The organism is Mesorhizobium sp. C432A, assembly GCF_030323145.1.
Classification (GTDB): domain Bacteria; phylum Pseudomonadota; class Alphaproteobacteria; order Rhizobiales; family Rhizobiaceae; genus Mesorhizobium.
The window spans coordinates 2370272-2391082 of record NZ_CP100470.1; the positions used below are offsets into that span (position 1 = coordinate 2370272).

Consider the following 20811-nt stretch of genomic DNA (forward strand, 5'->3'; position numbering starts at 1 on the left):
GTTGGACCGGTTCAATCGCCGGAATCATAAAGGTGCTTGATTTATTGGAACGTTCCATTTACAGGATGCCGAAAACGGAGGTTGCCATGGATATCACCCTGCCTACGCAGAATGGCGGCCGCGTCAGCTACAAGCTCGCGGGCAGTCCGGTCGAGCCCGTAATCGGTGCGGTTTTCCCGCGCATCGCCTATGCCGCGGCCCATGTCGTCGCCGACCCTTTCGCGATGACCGACCCCTGGTCGAAGCCTGCGGTCGACTGGGACAAGACGATGGCGTTTCGGCATCATTTGTGGCGGCTTGGCTTCCGCATCGCCGAGGCGATGGACACCTCCCAGCGCGGCATGGGTTTCGACTGGGCGAATGCGCAGGAATTGATCCGCCGCTCGATCGCCGAGGCGCGCAGCGTCGAAGGCGCAGACCTCGCCTCGGGCGCCGGCACCGATCATCTGGCGCCGGCCAATTCGAGATCACTCGAAGATGTGATCGCCGCCTATGAGCAGCAGTTCGCTTTCATTGAAGGCGAGGGCGGCAAGGCGATCATGATGGCCAGCCGGGCGCTGGCAGCGGTCGCAAAGGGTCCGGACGACTATATCAGGGTCTACGATCGCATCCTCAGCCAGGCATCCGGCAAGGTCATCCTGCACTGGCTGGGCGACATGTTCGATCCTGCACTGAAAGGTTATTGGGGCAGCGGCAATTTCGAGGCCGCGCTCGACACCGTCGTCGCCATCATCGAGCGCCATGCCGGCAAGGTCGAGGGGATAAAGATTTCCCTGCTCGATGCCGGCAAGGAAGTTGCCTTGCGCAACCGGTTGCCGGAAGGCGTCGTCATGTTCACCGGCGACGATTTCAACTATCCCGAACTGATTGCCGGCGACGGGAAGCGGCACTCGCACGCCTTGCTCGGCATATTCGACGCCATCGCGCCGGTCGCCAGTGCGGCGCTCGCGAAACTGGCTGACGGCGACCGCGCCGGCTTTGACGCGCTGATGGCGCCGACAGTGCCGTTGTCGCGCAAGATCTTCGAGGCGCCGACGGAGTATTACAAGGCCGCCATCGTCTTCATGGCCTGGCTCAACGGCCATCAGGACCATTTCGCCATGGTCGGCGGCATGCAGTCGGCGCGCGGCATCCTGCACTATGCCGACATCTTCCGCCTTGCCGACCAGGCAGGGTTGCTCGCCGATCCCGAGCTTGCGCTGGCCAGGATGAAGCATTTCTGCGCGGTTGCAGGTGCCTGAGAACGACACAATCGCTGGCTGAAACCTGTCCCCCGTATGGGGATTTGCGTTCTCGCGCCAAATCTGTATTCGGTTGCCGGGATTGGATGCGGACGGAGCGGCAATGACGGAAAAAGTGGCGCTCATCACCGGTGTAACCGGGCAGGACGGGGCCTATCTCGCAGAATTGCTTCTGCAGAAGGGCTATATTGTCCATGGCGTCAAACGCCGCTCGTCCTCGTTCAACACCGAGCGCGTTGACGACATCTATGTCGATCCGCACGAGCGCGGTGCGCGTTTCTTCCTGCATTATGGTGACCTGACCGACGCCACCAACCTTATTCGCCTGGTGCAGGAGACACAGCCCGGCGAGATCTACAATCTCGGCGCCCAGAGTCATGTCCAGGTGAGTTTCGAGACGCCGGAATACACCGGCAATGCCGATGCGCTGGGAGCACTCAGGCTGCTCGAGGCGATCCGCATCCTGCGCCTGGAGAAGTCGGTGCGCTTCTATCAGGCCTCGACGTCGGAGCTTTATGGCAAGGCGCGCGAGGTCCCGCAAAGCGAGACCACGCCCTTTCATCCGCGCTCGCCCTATGCCGCGGCCAAGCTTTACGCCTACTGGATCACGGTCAATTACCGCGAGGCTTACGGCGTGTTCGCCGCCAACGGCATCCTGTTCAATCACGAAAGCCCGACACGCGGCGAGACCTTCGTCACTCGCAAGATCACACGGGCCGTCGCCTCGATTCATCATGGCCTGCAGGACACGCTCTATCTCGGCAACATCGATGCCAAGCGTGACTGGGGCCATGCGCGCGACTATGTAGAGGGCATGTGGCGCATTCTGCAGCACAGCGAAGCCGATGACTTCGTGCTGGCGACCGGCGAGGCGCATTCCGTGCGCGAATTCGTCGAACTGGCTTTTGCCGAGACCGGACGCAGCATCCGCTGGCAAGGCGAGGGTGTCGATGAAGTCGGTGTCGATGCCGGTTCGGGCACTGTCCTGGTCCGTATCGATCCGCGCTATTTCCGGCCGACCGAGGTCGATCTGCTGCTCGGTGACCCCGCCAAGGCCAAGGCAAGACTCGGCTGGTCGCACACGACCGGCTTCAGGGATCTGGTGACGGAAATGGTGCAGGCCGATCTGGCACGCGCGGCCGGCGGCACGCGGCAGAACAGCCGTTCTGCGTGAGGCAGGCCGATGGACGCGACATTTGAACTGAAGGGCAAGCGTGTCTTCGTCGCCGGGCATCGTGGCATGGTCGGTTCGGCCGTCGTGCGCCGGCTGGCGAGCGAGGACTGCGAGATACTCACCATATCGCGCGACAAGCTCGACCTGCTCGACCAGGCGGGGGTGCGGCGCTGGATGGCCGACCACAGGCCGGATGCGGTGGTGATGGCGGCCGCCAAAGTCGGCGGTATCCTGGCCAATGACCGGTTCCCTGTCGATTTCCTGCAGCAAAACCTGGTTATGCAGGGCAATGTCATTGACGGCGCCTTTCGCAGCGAGGTCGGCAAGCTTTTGTTTCTCGGCTCGTCCTGCATCTATCCAAAGCTCGCGCCGCAGCCGATCAGGGAAGACGCGCTGCTGACCGGTCCGCTCGAACCCACCAATGAATGGTATGCGATCGCCAAGATCGCCGGGCTCAAACTGTGCCAGGCCTATCGGCGCCAGCATGGCGTCGACTACATCTCGGCGATGCCGGCCAACCTTTATGGTCCTGGCGACAATTTCGACCTGCAGAGCAGCCATGTCGTACCGGCGCTGATGCGCAAGGCGCATGCGCTGGCGCTGAGCGGTGGCAGCAGCCTGGAGGTCTGGGGCTCGGGCACGCCGCGGCGTGAATTCCTGCATGTCGACGACGCCGCCGATGCCTTGGTCTGGCTGTTGAAGAATTATGCCGGCGACGGCCACGTCAATGTCGGCTCGGGAGAGGATGTCACCATTGCCGAGCTTGCCCAGACCGTCGCATCGGTCGTCGGCGTCGAGGCTGATATCGCCTTCGATACGACCAAGCCAGACGGCACGCCGCGCAAGTTGATGGATGTTTCGCGGCTGTTTGCGACGGGATGGCGCCCCCGCTACGCGCTTCGCGGTGGATTGGAACAGACATATGCGTGGTTTCTCAACCATGTTGAGAAGGGTGATGTCCGCCTCGGCGCGGCCTGATTCCAATTTTCCTTGAACCATTTCGCTGCCGCCCGCGACCAAGCGGTGTGTAGCAAACACGGTCCATCAAGGAGAACGTCAATGTTTATCACTTCAAGAAACGTCTTTCTCGCCGCCATCGCGGTTTCGGTGCTGGCAGGGTGTCAGACGGCACCGCCGAGGGAATGCGAGAAGACCAAGCCCGGTGTCACCTACAACGGCAAATGCTGCGGCATCGGCACACCGTGCCGTGAAGGCAACAACACCCCTCATGACAAGCCCGACAGGCCCGATCCGCGGCCACAGTGATCCGCGAGCCAGAAACGTCCCGGCACGTGCCGGGACGTTTCGTCCCCCGACAGGGTGGATTTACGGTCGGAAGGCCGCTACCCGGTTCCTTGCTGGCCGGCATTTTAATACGAAACGGGACGGCGGGGCAGTAGACGATGCGGTCGCGCAGATCGCGCGAAAACTTCCCGCCGGATCTGTACTTCAAGGGGCTGTTCGACTGTTCGAAGGGAAGGTCCCGGAGAAACTCAGATTTCGCTTTCCGTCGATGCGAAGGATGCTACTAAAAAAAATTCGAGATGCTCTTGAACTCATTTGGGGCGCCTCCTAATTCGATTTCCGCCAAGGCCATAAGGCTCGGCAAAAAATGGCGGCGCCGCACGGGGCGGCGTCCTTGTACCCATGTTGCTTCAAGGAGGATGTGGCTATGAGAACCTTTGATACCCTCTATCGGACCACCGTCGGTTTCGACCGGCTTTTCGACATGCTCGACAGCGGCACGCGTCCGGACTGGCCGCCCTATAACATCGAGAAGGTCGACGAGAACGATTACCGTATCTCGATGGCCATCGCAGGCTTCAGCCAAGATGAGGTTGAGCTGACCCAGCATGGACCCGAACTGGTCGTGGTAGGCCAGAAAGCTGATGATCAGAGCGGACGCCAGCTGCTGCACCAGGGCATTGCCTACCGCAGTTTCAGGCAGACGTTCAAGCTTGCCGACCACATGAAGATCAAGGCAGCCAAACTGGAGAATGGCCTCCTCTCGATCGACATTGTCCGCGAGATTCCCGAAGAGCTGAAGCCGCGCCGCATCAGCATCGGCGTGGGCGACACGCCAACGGCCGCCACTCAGATCACGCAAGACACGGACCGCGCGCGTAAAGCCGCGTAATCCTGTCGATCTGTCACACTTTGAACTGCGGGTCCGCCTCCCGGTTCCGGCCGGGAGGCTGTGATTGCGGAGAAACGAAGATGATCACTGCAGGACCTACTGGCGCGCCTCTGTCGCGCGCCTGCAGTTGGCCTGGACCGCGCAAACCATGAAACTCAATGGTTCGTTCGATTTGGAGGATCATATGAACGATCGGATGTTTGACAGCGCCGTTTTCGTGAAAAGCGGCGACAACCTTGTTCAGGAAATCACGTGTCTCGAGGACGCTCTGGAGTTCCTCTATGAATGGCCGAAGGACAGGCGCGGCCCCATTCACCAAACCGCATTGCGGGCCTGCCAGCGAGCTTTCGATAGCGATTATCCGCTTTCCGCAGCCAGAGACGCGTTCAGCGGTTTTGCGAAAGCAGCCAGAATCCTTGAGGAAGTATCCACGACAATGCCGTGGATGATGGGCAGAGGTGGCGAAGGCGGAGGAGTGACTGCCTAAAGCGCGTCGCGAAACGGATTCATGCGACACGCTTTAAGTCTTTGTTTTGATGCATGTCGTTGTCCCAGAACGGCGGCATACTTCTGGGTGACATGCATTAGGAAAGGAGGTCATGATGCTATCGAAACCTTTTGAAAAGCCAGTCCGGGTGTGGGTGGGATTGGGCTTTCCCCGCCAACTCAACACGGTCGCAGATGCCTATCAATTCGCAGCCGAATGGTGTGGCAACAGCCCGGAGCAGAGAGCTGCTATTCGCGCTTGCAAAGCCGCTCTGATTGGTGATGTGGAACCCGAGACAGCACGAGGCGTCTTCGTCGCGTTCGCTCGCAAGAAGGATATTCTTATGGAGGACGGCATCGAGCCTGCGCCTTCAAGGACGCTAAGCCCGCACCACGTCTAAAGCGCGTCGCGTTTGAACGAGGCGGCTGCCACAAGCGGTGGCCGCCTTACCGGCTAAGTTGTCGAAGGGGTGCGCCAAAAACGGGCTTGGCCAAGTGATCGAAAGGATGGTGGGCGTGACAGGGATTGAACCTGTGACCCCTGCAATGTCAATGCAGTGCGTTCTCTGTTTTCATTACCGAATATACGCCAACAGAGCGGGAACGGAGCGAAAACATTCAAATGTTTCTGTGCCGTTTCTGTGCCAGAAGATGACGACGTAAAAAAGCCCGTTGCCGCGATTGGCAACGGGCTTGAGCTATGGCGTCGGGTCAGGAGAGCAAAATGGAGACCCAACAACACGATGCGCCACGCCTGATGATCGACGTCTTAACCGAACCGGGACAATTTTATCGGTCGCGGCGACCTGTGGATAACGTCCGCGGACTAGTGCACAACTCGTCGGCGCCTCGCTCTGTCAGCCAAGACGTAGGTGAAGCTGGCGGCTTCGCGGTCATGCTGCTCTTCGACGGGCTCCGGCTCCAGATCCGGGTCGCCGTCCATCTCGTCCAGCAGGCCGAGCATATGTTCGATTGTCGCCTCCACTCGGCGTCGGAAGAACGCGCTCATTGGTCGATCCCCCACTGAACGGAGAGCGTGCCGCCGAGTTCATGGATACCGCGCACGATGTAATTGAAGTCGACGAAACCCCGTTCTCCTCTCCACAATCGTTGCGTAAAATAGCGCTTGGCTTTAGCGAAATGGTCGAGGTCAGCCATCGTGACATGTCGACGAGCACACTCGGAACGCAGGTGATCCAGCAGGTCTATGCCCGTTGGGGAGTATTTTTTTTTAGGGCGATAAAGCCGGCAGTGGCTAGCCCGGTTCCAGATTTGTACCCTAGATAGGTGCGGAAACGCTCGGCGCAACTCGTCCATCGAGGAACCAGCCTTATACATTTTGCGGAATTGGGTGTCTTGGTTTGCCAACCACTGCGGACGCGGCTTGCAGATGCCCAACTGCAGGCAATGGTTTTTGAGTGCGCAATGCGTGCGGTGAGGAAGCTTCTTCGCCATCGCCGTGTAGTTGGGATACTCGGAATGGCAGATATCATCTTCCAGCGCCGTCCACAGCCTGCGACCAAGCCAATTCTCTCCGCGTTGACGGAGCATATGGCTCATCTTCTCACCTCGCGCTTGGCGTCCGACAATATCTCCTAGGTACATTTGGTGGCTCCTGCTGGCCCCCCACCAAGACGACCGGTACTTTGCATCCGGTCCGTCCGGTCCACCATAACCGTCACCAGGCTGTGCCCGATAATCCCGTAGTTATCCTCCGATCATGCTCTTTGCATCAGTGCTGTTGGTAAGCTCAATGACCGCCAGCGCGGATATGGCGCTACAGGCGGCGCGACCAAGCTCTAAATGGTTGCATAAACTCTGCTGTACCGGCTGCGTCAGTTAGCCACACTTGGGAATCGAAGCTAGTTTTGTTTCACCTGGTTAATCGGCGAAGGGTTCGGGGTTAATCAGACAAATGGCAGATGCATTGATTGCGGAGCTCAGGGCGACCGTAAAGGCACTTAAACAGTTGCTCTCCACGTTGGATAAAGAGAAATTGCGAAGTTTGATGGATGCTCTGCCAACCGACATCGCAGCAGGCAGCGCCGAAATGGTGATGCTGGTACACCTGACCCGAGAGATCGATGCCCGCGGAGATGCGCTAGGACAAGTCATTAACTTTCCGACGCGATAGATCGATCCGGTATTATGTAGCTGTCACCCCTGAAATGGCCAATCACCTGCTGGTGTCAACGGAAGGACTGGGTAAGCCCATAATCTGGCAGGTCAGAGTAAGCCTCCGACGAGTGTTGCGCGCCAAGCCTAAGAAGAACGCCTGGACGTCTCACTATTGAGGGCCAGGTACCTCGGGTCGAGAATTGCGCCACTCGGAATCTTTAGCCCGTCAACATCAAAGGGCAAGAGAAGTTCAAGTTGGTCACGGTCTCGCGCAGCCCTTGTCCGGATTTTTGTTACGGCTGGCGGCGGCAACGGGGGCATTGCCGGGTAGCGCCCATCCAGCAAATCACCGACGGTCACGATCTGTACGCGGGGCAGTCTGCCGTGCGCAGACCGTTCCACAAACCCTGCGCCGGCAGCATCTGAAAGCATTGCCTTAGTTGGCTCTGCAAGAGTGACCAGAATGCCCATATTGGCGTCCTCTTCCCTTTGGACAACGCCGCTCAATTCCCGAACCATGGCTGGCCCGAGGTGTTCTCCGCCCTTCACAGAGACAATTATTCGCCCAAATCCGTACGGGCCGTTTGCAAAATAGATGTTTCCATCAATGCCCCTATCGGCTCCCTTCTTTGATTCATAGGTCTGCGCACCAAGCAGCCAAGAAGCCCACCATTGAAATTGGTGTTTGTCGCGCCGCGCGAGATCACGTGCGCCAGCAAGATCGGTCGGCCTTCCGCTTACTTCGAATTTTTGGACGTTCTCTATTTTTCTTAAGCGGCGTTCGATCAACGTTATGGCATAGTGGGTCACGTCAATTCCGATCCACTTCCGATTGAGTCGCTCTGCCGCTTCAACGCTTGTGCCGCAGCCGCAAAATGGGTCGAGCACGATGTCGCCGGGATTCGATGAGGCATTCAAAATTCGTTCAAGCAGAGCGAGAGGCTTTTGGGTTGGATATCCGAGCCTTTCACGCGCCTGTGAATTCACCGGGAAGATATCAGTCCAGAGATTGTCGACAATCTCGCCCTTCTGCTCATCTAGGTAGCGAATGAGATACGGCACACCATTGCGAGACCAGTAAATACGATTCGCCCGGTCTATTTCGGCAAGTTTCTCACGAACGACCCTCCAACCGTGGGGCGGCGTAAATCCGTTGTATTCGTATACCAAGTTCGGCCTGGGCCCCATACTCTGGGATCGAATAATGTTGTCATGACGGTAATGCCTCCGTTGTGCGTCAACGTGGCGATAGTGGCTCGCTTTGTAAGATTCCGAGTGCTCGCCGTATTGGGTATTCCATGTCGCTTTGTCCGATTTTGCATAAAAGAAGATCGTATCCGTAACGCGGCTAAAGCCAGATTTTGTATCGCTATGGGCCGTGGTCCGCTTCCAGATGATTTCGTTCCGATAATTCCTTGGCCCGAAAATGGTGTCTAACAGCATTTTTAGGTAGTGACTGGCCGTTGAGTCACAGTGAAGATAGAGCGACCCAGTCGGTTTCAGTGCGCGGTGTAATTCAATCAAACGGACGGCCATCATAGCGAGGTAGGCCATCATCGAATTGTCGCCAAGCCAAGCGCGGAAGGCCCGAAGGACAAGCGCCAAGTCATCCCCTTCGCGCATGACATCATCAAATGCTATGGCCGCAGATTCTCCCCACGACCAGGTATCGCGAAACGCCTCTGCTTGCGCCTCGGATGGTATGCCGGCGCCCTCTTTGAATAGGACATTGTAGTTGGCATTCGAATTGAAAGGAGGGTCTAGATAGACAAGATCAACGCTCTCGTCTTTGACCTGCCTTCGCAGAACGTCAAGGTTGTCACCGAAGAATAGCTTGTTCATAGCTTCTGTCCCCGACAACAGAGTTGCAGGCTGTAGTTAAATCTTCGAAAATTCAGGAATTATTAACGAATGGCTAGAGTGCGAGCCTATAGGGCGGCGCGACTTGACAGCGCTCTGGACTCCCCAAAGTGTTCGACGCATTCTCTCGTTGGAGAGAGGGTTATGGGCCTCCAAAGGCAGAAGCCTGTAAGGCGGCGTCGGCGTTCGCTGTTAGATCAGCGGGCGCTAATCCCGGTTTTGCTTTGTGGCGTTGCCGGAGCCAGCTACTTCATGCCACAAGCCGAACTGCATCCTCTGCCGACCGTGCATCGGCAGGGCGACTCCCCAGCGTCCCGAGCGCCGGCTGGCTGCAACATCAAGGGTAATATCAGCGTCGAGACAGGCGAGCGCATCTATCACATGCCAGGTCAGCGCTATTACAACACCACAGTCGTCAACCCAGCCAAGGGCGAGCGCTGGTTTTGCTCCCAATGGCAAGCTTGGTGGGCGGGGTGGCGGAAGGCTAAGGTGTAACATTCCCTGCGGCTGGGTAGCCAAGCGCTGCGCTTGAAATCGTAGCGTGGTTGCGCGACGGTCACGCCAGAGAACCTGAAGCGAGCAACCCATGAAGCGTATGGAAAAGGCACCCTTTGTGCCGACCGAAATTCGCATTGCCACGGTTCGGGCCAAAGACGGCGTTCTCGGCGTTCTTTCAATCCAGACAACTGAAGGTCGCCTGGATATTGCCCTCGACCGAACAACGGCAGACGCTATCGTGGATGCAATCAGCAGCATTCGCTCAAAGTTGGATTCGCTCGATAGCAGCTTACTCTGATCTTGGCTGGGTAGCGCCCTTATCGGAATAGAGAAACCCGCCGCTGAGGGGGGACCATGGCGGCGGGTTCTGCACCTTGAATAGAGCGGCCATATTCCTGAGAAAGCCGCTGCACGACATAAACCCGCAGATGCGGCTCTTGTTCCAAACAATTTTAAGCACCAGCCTGTCTCGGACCCACATACCCGTGCGCAGTTCCGTACAGGACATTGTAATTGGCATTAGCCGCCACGCATCACCCGCCAAATATCTGACCAGTAGGCCGTGACCAGGGAGGCCAAGGCGGCCGCTGCCATACCGGTCACGCCCAAGGCACCTAGGCCCATCAGCTTCCATCTGGTCACCTCGGCAGTGACGGCTTTCACCTCCGTCATATCTTCGCTGAGGGATCTCACCGCGCCTTCAGTTTCGGCAAGCCGCTCCACCAGCTCGTCGGTCTTCGCGTACATCTTCGACCGGCTGGCAGCGGCGCGCTGTTCAGACTGCTCATAAGAGAGCGCGGCCCTGGCATCGCTGTCTTTGATATCGCGCCGGATCTCGGTTACGTCCCGCTGGACGCCCTCCATAGCGGCGACGAGGCCGCCTACCATCATCTCTAGGCTCTTCGTCGCCGATGTTGCCATGTCAGGCTTCCCAGCCGCAGAGCTTTTCGCCCTTGAGATTGTGGGCGAGCGCGTCTCTTGCCTCAACAACGGTCATGTCCTCGACCGGGTTGCGGTTCGGCTCCTCGATATCGCAGAATGAACCGCCCGCGTGCTGACAGGCGCCGAGCGCCATGAAGGCGACAAGCGCTAGGACTTTGGGCGTGACCATCTGGCCTGTCCTTTCAGCACTTCGGCGTCACTCATGCCGGCGACGGCCTGGTCGATCTTGTCGGATTCGGTGCGGGCCGCCAGCCGCTCGGCGTCATGCTTGGCCTGCTCTGCCTTGGCTCCGGAAAGCCTGCCCTTGATCCAAGCACCGATGGCAAGGACAACGCCGGCACCAATGGCCATGACGGTGGGATTGAGAAAGAATCCTTCGAGGCCGGCGATGATGAGTTCGGCCATCTCACTTCTCCTCGGCCGGCGGTGGAGGCGCAACCATGCCGGTCGGGCCATCGCGCACGGCGTTGATCACCAGCTTGAGCAAAGCCAGCGCGCCGCTGATCTGCAATGCCGTGCGATCGGTGAGGCCGAACATGGTCCAGTCGAAGCCGACGAGCGCGCCACCGCAAACGACGGTGATCAGCACGTTCAGGAGGTTGTGGAAGCTGTTGGTGTTGAACCACTTCATGGTCATTTCCTTCCGAAGATGGCTTTGAGGATAGCGAACAGGCCCGCCCAAAACGGATTGCGCTCGACATAGGCCGGATCAGGAGCGGCAGGAGGCGCTACGGGTGGCTGTGAAGCCGGGATGGGCTTCGCGGGCGCCGGCTGTATCGTCATCGACCGTGACGCCCGGCGCACGCTCTCGACGCGAGAGGCCCAGCCCTTGCCGAAGGTGGGCCATGTCTTGAGCCCCTTCAGGAAGGTCAGCCGATTGTCGCAGAGAGCGTCGATGACCGCGCCGGGTGACTTCTTGCCTAGCGCGGCCATGGTGGCAGGGCCTATGCGCCCGTCCTGCGCCACACCGACCACGGCTTGCAGATACTTCGCAGCTCGGCTCGGGCCGCTGTTGACCGCGAAGTCAAAGGTGGCATAATCGACACCATCGGGTAGTTCGGCGCCAGCGACCGCATCCCAATAAAAGCGGCGATAAACAGTGGCGATCTGCGCATCGGTGATATGGCGCAGATCGTCCTTCGTCGCATCCGCCTTCACATAGCGGCGGAAATTGGCAATGGTAACTCCCTTCATGGTGGCGCCGCCCGGATCGGCCGGATTGTCCGACCAGAGCCCTTCCGATTTGAGAACGAGCGCGAGCGCCCGCACGAAATTGCGGTCCATGTGTAAGCCTCTTGAGGTTGCATTTGAAAGAAGGTAACCGCTCTTTAGCGGTCAGGGCGGGATGTCTAAATGTCAGTATTTTCTAAGTGGTTCAAAGACGCGCGCGCGAAACTGCCCGATAATGTGTCCGTCGGCCGCCACACCTACGGCGTCACTTGGCGGAAGGTGCTTTTCCCGACTAATGAAGCGCCCCTAAATGTGGGTAGCTTCTGCTCTGTTGCTGGCCAAGTGCTGTTCATGTGCACCGGCCAACACCAGACGAAGAGTGCCACTTCATTCCCGATCTATAGCCGCGTCCTGAAGCAGCCTGAGCCTTTACCCAACGCTGGGAAGCCTGGGGGCATCACGATCGGCAACGATGTTTGGATTGGCCACGGTGCCATCATATTGCCAGGCGTGACAGTCGGCGACGGCGCTGTTGTGGGTGCCGGCTCCGTCGTCACTAAGTCTGTCGAGCCCTATGCGATAGTGGCCGGCAATCGTGCACAAGTTATCCGCAGTCGGTTCCCTGCTGATACCGTTGCGCAATTGCTGGAAATACAGTGGTGGTTATGGGACGAGGATAAGATCAAGAGCGAGGCAGCTACTCTCAGCGGTCCGATCGAGGTTTTCATTGCAAAGCACGCTACTCGAATAAAGTCAGTGTCGACCCCGAAGCTCTAGTAATCTGCGCCGTAGGCGCGTGAGGCGACGCAGTTTCACAAGAGGTGGCGTACGGTTGCACCGAGGTGAGTGGTGATGAAGGACGTTTTCGGTTACATCGCGTATGGCGGAAACGAATTGTACCATCGCGGCGCGTTGCTGAGCGCCCTCAAGCTTTTGTATCATTGTCCAGAAGCAAAGATCATTATTGCGACGGACAGGCCCGAATTGTTTGTCGACTATCCCATGGAGACGTTGCTTCTGACTGACATGCAGAAAGAGGCTTGGTCCTTCAGCGGTCAATATCATTTTGGCATCAAGGCCCGGGCGCTGATCAAATTACTGAGGATGACCGACCGCCTCATCTTCATGGACTCAGACCACTACCCAGCAGGATTTCTATCCCTTGGCTTCGAAAGCATTTCGCCTAAGCATTCAGTGATGCGACGCCTAGAGAAACCCCACAAATGGACGCCTGTGCTGGAAGGGGAAGGCCTTCGGATCGGCGAACATGTTATCACGGGCCGCGAACCTATGTGGCAAAGTGGCATTCTCGGAGTGCATCGAGACAATCTTCCCGCTCTGATGGACGCGTATCCACCGATGCTTGCTGTCCATCAGATATCGAAAATTGACGCTGCGGAGCAGTTCTGCATCGGCATAGCCTTGTCCTTGGGGGGGCGGACGATCAGCCCGCATAAGCTCAAGATCAGGGACTATAATACACGAGGGAAGAAGGCGTTCGCAGAACCTCGTGTATATCGCTTCTTCGATGCATACGCTGCCGAGCCCGTTGCACGGCAAATCGTCGAAGCTGGCCGATATCGAATGTGGCGGACGCCGGTGGATATCATTCGCCAAAAACTCAAGGCGCGAGGATGACCGCAGGATCGAGCCCAAGAGCACGGACTAGCCCGACTGCGTCAGGATCGTCACTATAAACTTCCGGCCGATCCGGCGCGAACCAGCGGGCAAAATAGATTGGATTGCCGGTCAGCGCGGCATAGGCCTGCGCCATCTTGCCCGCGTCGATGATGCGAGCCTGTACAACCGATTTCAGAATCAAACGGCGCAAGGCTGGCTGCTCGCTCCAAGCGTTGCCGTTCCAGATTTGGCGCGCGTCGTCGGGCGCCTCGGGCACCTCTATGCCATTTTCAGGCAGCACGACGCCTTCACCGTCGAAGCCGCCGAGATAGACGCCATCGGCGTCGACGAAAAATTTGGTCATATCTACCGGTCCCTTACCCAGAAATTGTGATTGATGTATGTGTTGGCCAAGCACGCTCTTTTTGCGATGAGGCGAAGATGTTCTATTTGGGGTTGGCGATCGGCTTTGCGTTGGGCGTCGTCGCTATGTCAGCTGTCGTTTACTATTGGACGCACCACGATGATTTTGAGATCAGGCGAGGGGAAACGCGGTAGGCGCATGCCTTCTCGGCACCGATTTAGACGGGCAGATTTGACCGAATGAACTCATGCTTCTTTTTGGCCGCTGACGCGGAATATTTCCCGTACGCCTGCCTTGCAGCGCGTCGGATCACAGACGTTTCGACGCCGATCGATGGCTACCTTCTTTATACCGGAGTTCGCCAAGAGGATCTCGGTATCGGCCAGCGTATATTGAGCGGCCGCGTCGAATTGGTTGATGTCGCCGCCTTCATCGCGAATGCTCGATTTGAGGCCGCAAGCCACAGCATAGCAGCCTACGTTCGCCTCTTCTCCGATCGGTTGCCTGTTTTCACGGGCTACGATCGCATCGCATATTCAGATTCCGACGTCCTTTTCAACCGCGACATCAACGATCTGGTTGGGCAGCAATTGCGCGCCCCACTACTCGCCGCTCATGACGATTACATGTATTTCCGGCCATCATATCGCGAAAAGCTGGGCCTGCAGCCCGGCGCGCCATACTTCAATTCCGGCGTCGTCGTCATGGACATGAACTCGATTCGGGCTGACGACCTATTGGGGCTAACCCGCAAGACGGCCGTCCTCGGAAAACTGAACGATCAGAACGCGCTGAACATCGTCTTCGAGGGCAAGTGGCAGACAATGCACCCGAACTGGAATCTGCAATCACTCGGCACAAGGGAATTCCGGTTCGCCCATGCCTATGCCCGCCATTTCGCCGGCGGCAAGCCTTGGGGCAATCAGGTGGGTGTCGAACTTGAAGCCCTCAAAGTTTGGCGCGATCTGGCGAAGGACACGCCTTGGGCAGGACCTTTCAAGCAACTGATCCCATTTGAGCGAGGTGTCATCAAAAGGTTCAAGCGCCGATTTGATGGTCTGACGGCCATGGTATCGAGCAAAGAATACTATCAGCGACGCGCTCGCTACGATGGACGGAAGACGCATGCTTTATATTCAGCGCAAGCTGATGCTGGGGAAATGGCGATCAGTTTTCCGGAGGTTGTCGGCGGCTTCGCCTAGGCCCATGCCCTCACGACAATTTTCCAACTGCTGGCTGTGGCCACAAAACCACTACCACCGGCTTTGCTGATGTAATCGAAAACGGTGTTACCGATCCTGACGTTGATGTTCGTAGCATCCGGCCAAATACCATGCCCCTTGCTACCGGCACCGTTGCTCATGAAGAGCGGAATTTCGTCCCCGATAGCCCAGCCATTATCTACTGTGGTGCATTGCGCAAACATCGCATACAGTTTTGGCTTCACACCAAGACCGTGCGCAAGCGTCAGGAGTCCACCTAGTGTGTAGGGCTGCTGGGCGCTCTCATAGGCCGTTTGGAATTTAGCGCCAGCGATCTGAAGGTATCGCGCATCCTGTTCGGCCTGAGACCACTGGATTTTGTACCAAGCACCCCAGACGCCGCCATTCTGGTGGCGCCGCCAGATTGTCGTGTTGGCTGCTGCTGCCGTGGTGAAGTCATAGACTGTCTGCGTCCTGTATCCGGCAGCACCGTGGGCTTCGACCGTGCCGATGTTCCACCCGGTGTTTGCCGCAGGGGCGTTGGCCGCCCCACTGCCCATATACCAGCCGTTGTCGAGCGCCGTGTTCCAATCGGCAATGGTCTTGGCCACCACGCCCAGGCGCGTGGGGAGGTTGGCGTCGGAGATTGCGGCGATCGGCTGGCCTGAGGCGCGCATGTAGGATCGAACACGCCAGCTGCCACCGCCCAGGGACTGCGCCACGGCGGTATCACCGGCGGCGGCAACGATGTTGGCGGCGCCCGGCAGGATGAGCGTGGCGGCATTATGGGTAAGCGTCGCCGCTCCGGAGAAGGTCAGGAAACGCAAGACGCCGCTGGGCAGCACGCCGAAAGCGGTGATCGCAGCCGCGCCCGACACCGTGACGGAGACACCGGTTGCTGCGGCCAGATCAGTCGTTGCGGCTGATGCGATGACACTGCTGGTCGTATGCAGAGCATCATTGCCACCAACCGCCGTGCTCGCGCCCGTGCCGCCCATCGTGATCGGGCGCGGCGTGTTCATGATCGACAGGAGATCGGCCAAGAAGGCGTTATATTTCCCGCTCTCGATCGTTGTGTTCGGGATCGCCGTTGTGTTCGGCGGCCATGACGTGACGCCGGCTCCATTCATAGGCATTGGCAGCACCTTTTGCTTTTTGGGGGATTGATCTATGTTCCGCGCCTATGCGCGTCAGAATTCTTCAGATCGTCTCGGCAGTGATTACGATTGTGATCCTGGTCGCTTTTCGCGACGCCCTGAAATGGTGGCTTGATCAGATGTCGGAGGACTTCATCTCCGGGCTGTTTTTCGGTGTGTTCGGGATGCTCGCCATCTTCCTGGGTCTAATGCTGTGGGAGCGCCGTGCGTTGGCCCGACGAGAGCAGCAGCGCGCGAGAGACCTTATCGACCTCTGACGCGTTCACACGCGAGCCACGGCCAGCGCGAAGAAGAGCCTCAAGCACTTCCGGATCGTTGCTGGTGAGGATCTTGGCCATAGCGCTCCGCGTGGCTTCATTCTTGACGCCGCTGAGTGCTTCAACGACCGCGTCAACGCCTTTCATGGCCGTGGCCCGGGCCGCCCCCGCTACCCCACCTGCCATGAACGCCTGAGGGACACCAAAGGCCTCGGCGCCGGAGCCGGTGAGTTCCTGCTGTGAGGCCTGGCGGGCTGCGGTGTAGGAGTTGCGAACTACCTGATCGGTTGTCTCGGCAAAGTGGCGCTCGCGCTCCAGCATGTCGAGCACCTTGCCGGTTGGCTCGCGGCCAAACAGAGTGGATAGCCGCGCGCGGTTCCAGTCGCCTTCGCCGCCGACGGCGCGCTGAAGAGCCACTCGGTCGTTAGCGGTCGTGCCAACCAGGCGCTCGATCTCGGCGCGGGCTCCCTGACGCAAGCGGACCGGCACCGCCGAAGGGCCGATCTGCAGACCCTGTGGCAGAGCACCTTGCCTGACCTCATCAACCAACTCATTCGGCCGTGGCGCTTCTCGGCCACCGGCGAGAACCGACTGTCCGCGCCCTACAGCCTCTTTCTGCCGGGCAAGCTCGGAGTATTTCGCGTCGACCTCCTTGATGCCTGGAACAGACGCCCGAAGCTCGTCGTCAACCGCTTGTCGGGCGGTTGTCAGCGCGTTCCTTGCATTTGTGCCCTGCGCTGTCTCCAGCAGGTCGTCGATCGCATGGCGGGTGTTCAGCAATTCGGCAGCGTCAGCCACAAGGGACGGCCCTGGTGCTGGCTGACCAAGCGCACGGGCGCGAGCGATATCTGCCGGGGTAGGCTGATGATCCAGCATCGCCCTGACCCGCTGGATGAGGCGTTGAGGTTCACCGCGAAGCGTCTGGGCTTCGGTTTCGAGGTATCGGGCGATCGGCAACGTGTCGACTGGTCCAGCGTCGCGCAAGGCCTCTCGATATTCCGGCGCCAAAAGCTGCTGGTTCCGGTTCGCGCGGTCGATAAGGTGCGATGGCGTTGGGGCATCACCAAGCGTCTCGTCCAGCCCGGAGCGGATACGCCAATTGGCATCCGCTTCGCGAGCGCCGACTGCACCCTTGACGATTGTCTTGCCTTCGCCAGGAAGAGCAGCCAGGCCAGCAGCCTGTGACCGAAGATTTTCGCCAAGATCCATGATCATGCCGCCGGGGCTGAGCTTTTCCATCTGACCCCGAGCGCCGGCATCGAGGGCGTCACGCCCTGCCGCCCTCGACAGCATCGCCGCGGCAACCTTGTCGATGCCAAGTTCCTTGGCTGCAGCGCCGAGGTTCCATGCATCGGCCAGCCATTTGACGCCTCGGCCAGCGAGCGGGCCTACGATCGGTGCGGCGAGACCCAGGCCGGCGCCGATTAGAGCACCCTTCCGAGCTTCAGACCAATCACCACCGGACCTGACGAGAGCATCCGCGCCGCTTATCGCCCCGCCCGACCCAGCACCCAGCACCAGTCGAGTTCCAAGTGTTCCTGCACCGACGCCGAAGGCTCCAGGCGCCGCTGCGATGGCCGGTATCGTGCCAGCAACTGCACCAGTAATCTGAGACGCCCGATCCAGCTTCGGATTCATCGACTTTTCTGCAGCGGTGCCGGCTTGGATGCGCTTCAGAACTTGGTCATAGGTCTCGTCAGACGCTCCTGCGATTGTCGCAGCAGCTGCCCGATCGACGCCGCCTCGGATAATTGGGCCCAAGATCGGAATGCCCTCCAGTATCCCGCCCGACGTGGTGCGCATTTTGCTCAGAGCATCGTCGCCCTCGATCCTGTCGGTGAGCGCATTGTACCCGGGAGGCGCGAAGGCCGGGACGCGGGCCGGCTGCAGCGTGTCTTGGTCGATGCCGGCAACAGCGCGCTTTTGCTCGGGTGACAGCGTGTGCATCTGTTGGGCAAGCGCAATGCCGGCCTGAGCGCGTGTCTGCGCTGAGGCATCCGGCGCGGCCTGTCCAAGGGCGCCCAGCGCGGTCCTTTCGTCGGGCGCGTCGACTTCGTAGGTCTTGCCGTCCGCGCCTTGAATTTCGAATGTCGCCATTATGGTTTCACCCTGATCCGAACACCGTTGCCGACATCCTTCCAGCCATCCGGATTTGGCGATGCTGCCGGAGCGTTCGGCTCGGCCGTAGTCCGGTCGACCGAAGCCTTGATGCCTTCCAGCATGCGCTTCAGCTCTTTGACGCTGTTGGCCGCCCTGTCACCCGCCCCGCCAGTAGCTGCGGTGTAGACCTGGCTCGGAAGGTTCCATGCCCCGCCGTCCTTGGTCACGTCGACAACCGGGTCGTAGATCATGTTTTCCATCAACTGGAGATCAGGCCCATTGAGGACACCCAGATTGAAGAGTTCCTTCATCTGCAACATGATGCCTTGGCGGACGGTGTTCAGATTGTCCTTGGACGCGCCGGGCATTGCCTCGATGCCGGTCTTGGCGACCAGCTCCGAATAGCGGTCGAGTTCGCCGGTGATGGCATCGAACGCCTGGTTGACGGAGGAAACCCGGTTCCGCTGTGTTTCTGTCGGCTTCATTGTGCCGGGGATGACGGCTCCTGCAGAAGGAGCGGCCGAAGGCGGCGCAGCGACGGCGGGAGCCGGTGCCCCAGCAGCAGGAGGCGCTACCTGAGCGGGCGAAGTCACTCCTCGCGCGGCTGGTGCGGCAGTCACGGCACCACCACCGGGAGCCTGTAGCCATGCCGGAAGGTTGGGCGGCACCTGAATAGGCACCATGCCATCAGGCGTCTGCACCATCTGCGTCTTTGGCTGCGAAATGATGGCGTAGGCAGTTGCATATTCTCGCGAAGCGGGATCGGCGGTCGAGAGGATGTTCCAAGCCTGGGCATCGAGGCCGTTGCCTTCGAACTTCGTCGGGCCGCCGCCTGAAATGCTTTTCGTCTCGCCGCTGGCCGCATCGAACAGGGTGTCGTCGTCCAGCTTCTGCCACTGCTTCGGCGGAACGGCCAGAGACTTGCGCGCAGCCTGAATTTGCAGCTGCCGCAAAGGATCGGCCTCCTGCATTTTCTGCTGGAGCATCATATTGGCCATCGCCTTTTGCTCGGGCGACGCCCACGGGTCAGCGGCAACCTGCATGATCTGCTGAATAGACGGACCGCCCTGACCGGGCTGGATAGCGCCGCCAGTGCCGCCAGCCTCTACCGGGATGCTGGACAGGTCTTCCTGCGGAGACATCGCCTGAGCGACCTTCTGGACGCCGGCAGAGGCTGGTGCAGCCTGCTGGGGCTGCTGAGCGCCAGCAAGAGCCGCAACGACCGGCGACGGGGCCGCTGCCGCTGGAGCGGGCTGCTGAGCCGCGCTGAGGGCCTGCACGACGCCACCGCGACCGCTCAGCGGTTCTGGGCTCATCATTGTTGACAGCACGCGCTGGCCGGCCGGCGTGGTCGCAGCAGCATCGCCGGGGCCGGGATTGGGCAAAGGCGCATCGGCATTGACCGGAATCCATCCCTGATTGCCAGTCGCGCCGGCCATGCCAGTCGTCTCGACAAACTGATAGGTCTTGCCGTCGGCGCCGCGGCGAACTTCACCAGCTTTTCCAGGTTCTTGCGGAGCGCCGGGATAAGTGGGACGCGTTGCGGGTGCCATCGGGTCGTTAGGATCGAGCGGAGGAAGGCCGCTGGGATCATACGCAGGAGCCGTGGTGCCGGGCGACATAGTGGCGAGGCTCGGGGCCGGTGTCATACCAGCGGAGGGATCGAGCGAGGCAACCTGAACTGGGTCTTGTGACTGCTCCTGCTGGGCCGCCCGCGTTGCCTGTGCGGGCGTAGCGCCGGCGCCAAGCGCCTTCTGGTAGGTCGCAACGAACCTGTTCGTATTTGTGCCCTGCTCGATGCCACCGGGAAGGCTCGTCCACGTCCCGCTCAAGACCTGGCCTACGTTGGCGATTGCGTCCGGATCGCCGGATTGTAGAACGTCGTCGAGCACTTGGCCCGTCTTGGCCTTGTAGGTCTTGGCGGCGAGGTTCCATGCCGCCTTGTCCTGGTTGACTGGCGAGAAGTCGGGCAAGCCGAGTTCCTTGGCCTCATCGTCCCATGTGGAACCCAAAAACTGATACTTGCCGGCGGCTGACGAGGTGCGGCCAGCATTCGGCCCGGTTTGGATGCGCACCGCCTGGTTAGGGTGGCGGGAGAAATCGTCGAACTTCCCGCCGCCATAGATGACGTTGTAGCGACCGCCGCTTTCTGGGCCGGAAATCGTGTTGAGCAGCGCCTTCTGGTAAGGCTTTGCGTCCTGCCATGCGAGTTGGTCGCCGCCGTAGTCGGCCGCGCCGCTCGCGGAGGCCGCAACTGGAGAGCCCGGAGCCGCCGGGAAAGTGCCGGCATTGATCATGCCGCCAAACGCGTCGGTCGCGCGGGCTTGTCCTGCGGTCTCTGCCGCGTCGGCGCGCCTGTTGAGCACATTCTGCACGATGCCATCGCCGAGCGCGTTCAAGCCCTCGCCGATGTTCTGCGGCGCCCGCTGGGAAGACATCAGCGCCTGGACAATTGCCCGCTTCTTGGCGACTGACGCAGGCGTCT

At 59.6% G+C, this 20811-nt stretch carries 25 protein-coding genes; 13 read left to right on the forward strand and 12 right to left on the reverse strand.

What is annotated here, in order from left to right; genetic code table 11:
* The first annotated feature begins 86 nt into the window (after positions 1-86).
* The 7 genes from NLY33_RS11405 (at position 87) to NLY33_RS11435 (ending at position 5439) form a co-directional block, all read left to right on the forward strand.
* Positions 87-1241 (forward strand): dihydrodipicolinate synthase family protein, encoded by a 1155-nt coding sequence (locus NLY33_RS11405; protein ID WP_023704028.1) that lies wholly within the window; start codon positions 87-89, stop codon positions 1239-1241.
* Between the two features lie 103 nt (positions 1242-1344).
* Positions 1345-2415: a GDP-mannose 4,6-dehydratase gene (gmd, locus tag NLY33_RS11410; protein WP_023704027.1), complete on the forward strand. Its 1071-nt coding sequence runs from the start codon at positions 1345-1347 to the stop codon at positions 2413-2415.
* 9 nt (positions 2416-2424) lie between these two features.
* On the forward strand, positions 2425-3393 hold the full coding sequence (fcl, locus tag NLY33_RS11415) for a GDP-L-fucose synthase (protein WP_023704026.1): 969 nt from the start codon (positions 2425-2427) through the stop codon (positions 3391-3393).
* An 81-nt stretch (positions 3394-3474) separates the two neighbouring features.
* Complete coding sequence (locus NLY33_RS11420; RefSeq protein ID WP_023686425.1) at positions 3475-3681, forward strand: hypothetical protein; 207 nt, start codon at positions 3475-3477, stop codon at positions 3679-3681.
* Between the two features lie 406 nt (positions 3682-4087).
* Positions 4088-4552, forward strand: a complete 465-nt coding sequence (locus tag NLY33_RS11425) for an Hsp20 family protein (RefSeq protein WP_023671192.1) — start codon at positions 4088-4090, stop codon at positions 4550-4552.
* A 64-nt stretch (positions 4553-4616) separates the two neighbouring features.
* The gene (locus NLY33_RS11430) at positions 4617-5039 is read left to right on the forward strand and encodes a DUF982 domain-containing protein (RefSeq protein ID WP_348524465.1); all 423 of its coding nucleotides are present in this window, start codon (positions 4617-4619) and stop codon (positions 5037-5039) included.
* A gap of 112 nt (positions 5040-5151) precedes the next feature.
* Positions 5152-5439 carry a DUF982 domain-containing protein gene (locus NLY33_RS11435; RefSeq protein ID WP_245260022.1) on the forward strand — a complete coding sequence of 96 codons (288 nt, stop codon included), beginning with the start codon at positions 5152-5154 and terminating at the stop codon, positions 5437-5439.
* 425 nt (positions 5440-5864) lie between these two features.
* Here the strand turns inward: NLY33_RS11435 and NLY33_RS11440 are convergent, their stop codons facing one another.
* Both NLY33_RS11440 and NLY33_RS11445 read right to left on the reverse strand, forming a co-directional pair.
* Entirely contained in the window at positions 5865-6047 is a 183-nt protein-coding gene (locus NLY33_RS11440; RefSeq protein WP_031195968.1) for a hypothetical protein, read from the reverse strand.
* A complete protein-coding gene (locus NLY33_RS11445) occupies positions 6044-6598 on the reverse strand; it encodes a hypothetical protein (RefSeq protein ID WP_023707602.1) in 555 nt (184 codons plus the stop codon). Before NLY33_RS11445 ends, NLY33_RS11440 begins: the two co-directional genes overlap by 4 nt.
* 355 nt (positions 6599-6953) lie before the next feature.
* Here NLY33_RS11445 and NLY33_RS11450 point away from each other — a divergent pair, with 355 nt between their 5' ends.
* Positions 6954-7172 (forward strand): hypothetical protein, encoded by a 219-nt coding sequence (locus tag NLY33_RS11450; protein ID WP_023695646.1) that lies wholly within the window; start codon positions 6954-6956, stop codon positions 7170-7172.
* Between the two features lie 128 nt (positions 7173-7300).
* On the opposite strand, the gene NLY33_RS11455 is transcribed toward NLY33_RS11450, so the two are convergent.
* Positions 7301-8998: a DNA methyltransferase gene (locus tag NLY33_RS11455; protein WP_023691819.1), complete on the reverse strand. Its 1698-nt coding sequence runs from the start codon at positions 8996-8998 to the stop codon at positions 7301-7303.
* Positions 8999-9160: 162 nt separating this feature from the next.
* On the opposite strand from NLY33_RS11455, the gene NLY33_RS11460 reads away from it, so the two are divergent.
* Positions 9161-9511: a sunset domain-containing protein gene (locus tag NLY33_RS11460; RefSeq protein ID WP_023695647.1), complete on the forward strand. Its 351-nt coding sequence runs from the start codon at positions 9161-9163 to the stop codon at positions 9509-9511.
* A gap of 91 nt (positions 9512-9602) precedes the next feature.
* The gene (locus NLY33_RS11465; protein WP_023695648.1) at positions 9603-9812 is read left to right on the forward strand and encodes a hypothetical protein; all 210 of its coding nucleotides are present in this window, start codon (positions 9603-9605) and stop codon (positions 9810-9812) included.
* Positions 9813-10033: 221 nt separating this feature from the next.
* Here the strand turns inward: NLY33_RS11465 and NLY33_RS11470 are convergent, their stop codons facing one another.
* From NLY33_RS11470 to NLY33_RS11490, 5 genes are read right to left on the reverse strand one after another with little or no spacing between them, the layout of a single operon-like run.
* Positions 10034-10435, reverse strand: a complete 402-nt coding sequence (locus NLY33_RS11470) for a DUF1515 family protein (protein ID WP_023707603.1) — start codon at positions 10433-10435, stop codon at positions 10034-10036.
* Between the two features lies 1 nt (position 10436).
* Positions 10437-10625 (reverse strand): hypothetical protein, encoded by a 189-nt coding sequence (locus NLY33_RS11475; protein ID WP_023691817.1) that lies wholly within the window; start codon positions 10623-10625, stop codon positions 10437-10439.
* Positions 10604-10861: a hypothetical protein gene (locus NLY33_RS11480; RefSeq protein WP_023691816.1), complete on the reverse strand. Its 258-nt coding sequence runs from the start codon at positions 10859-10861 to the stop codon at positions 10604-10606. Before NLY33_RS11480 ends, NLY33_RS11475 begins: the two co-directional genes overlap by 22 nt.
* Before the next feature lies 1 nt (position 10862).
* Complete coding sequence (locus NLY33_RS11485) at positions 10863-11087, reverse strand: hypothetical protein (RefSeq protein WP_031195962.1); 225 nt, start codon at positions 11085-11087, stop codon at positions 10863-10865.
* 2 nt (positions 11088-11089) lie between these two features.
* On the reverse strand, positions 11090-11740 hold the full coding sequence (locus NLY33_RS11490) for a glycoside hydrolase family 108 protein (RefSeq protein ID WP_023707604.1): 651 nt from the start codon (positions 11738-11740) through the stop codon (positions 11090-11092).
* A gap of 69 nt (positions 11741-11809) precedes the next feature.
* Between NLY33_RS11490 and NLY33_RS11495 the strand changes: the two genes are divergently transcribed.
* Positions 11810-12403 carry a CatB-related O-acetyltransferase gene (locus NLY33_RS11495; RefSeq protein ID WP_023691813.1) on the forward strand — a complete coding sequence of 198 codons (594 nt, stop codon included), beginning with the start codon at positions 11810-11812 and terminating at the stop codon, positions 12401-12403.
* 75 nt (positions 12404-12478) lie between these two features.
* Positions 12479-13264, forward strand: coding sequence for a hypothetical protein (locus NLY33_RS11500; RefSeq protein ID WP_023707605.1), 786 nt, complete (start codon positions 12479-12481; stop codon positions 13262-13264).
* Here the strand turns inward: NLY33_RS11500 and NLY33_RS11505 are convergent.
* The gene (locus tag NLY33_RS11505; RefSeq protein WP_156932554.1) at positions 13248-13664 is read right to left on the reverse strand and encodes a hypothetical protein; all 417 of its coding nucleotides are present in this window, start codon (positions 13662-13664) and stop codon (positions 13248-13250) included. The two genes, NLY33_RS11500 and NLY33_RS11505, sit on opposite strands and share 17 nt — an antisense overlap.
* 185 nt (positions 13665-13849) lie before the next feature.
* Between NLY33_RS11505 and NLY33_RS11510 the strand changes: the two genes are divergently transcribed.
* Positions 13850-14812, forward strand: a complete 963-nt coding sequence (locus tag NLY33_RS11510; protein ID WP_023707606.1) for a glycosyltransferase family 8 protein — start codon at positions 13850-13852, stop codon at positions 14810-14812.
* Here NLY33_RS11510 and NLY33_RS11515 read toward each other — a convergent pair.
* The 3 genes from NLY33_RS11515 to NLY33_RS11525 form a co-directional block, all read right to left on the reverse strand.
* Positions 14809-15942 carry a pyocin knob domain-containing protein gene (locus NLY33_RS11515; protein ID WP_023707607.1) on the reverse strand — a complete coding sequence of 378 codons (1134 nt, stop codon included), beginning with the start codon at positions 15940-15942 and terminating at the stop codon, positions 14809-14811. The genes NLY33_RS11510 and NLY33_RS11515 overlap by 4 nt on opposite strands.
* Positions 15943-16154: 212 nt before the next feature.
* Positions 16155-18323, reverse strand: a complete 2169-nt coding sequence (locus NLY33_RS11520) for a hypothetical protein (protein ID WP_023707608.1) — start codon at positions 18321-18323, stop codon at positions 16155-16157.
* A complete protein-coding gene (locus tag NLY33_RS11525) occupies positions 18323-20725 on the reverse strand; it encodes a glycoside hydrolase family 24 protein (RefSeq protein WP_198020321.1) in 2403 nt (800 codons plus the stop codon). The genes NLY33_RS11520 and NLY33_RS11525 overlap by 1 nt, the downstream gene beginning before the upstream one ends.
* Between the last annotated feature and the right edge of the window lie 86 nt (positions 20726-20811).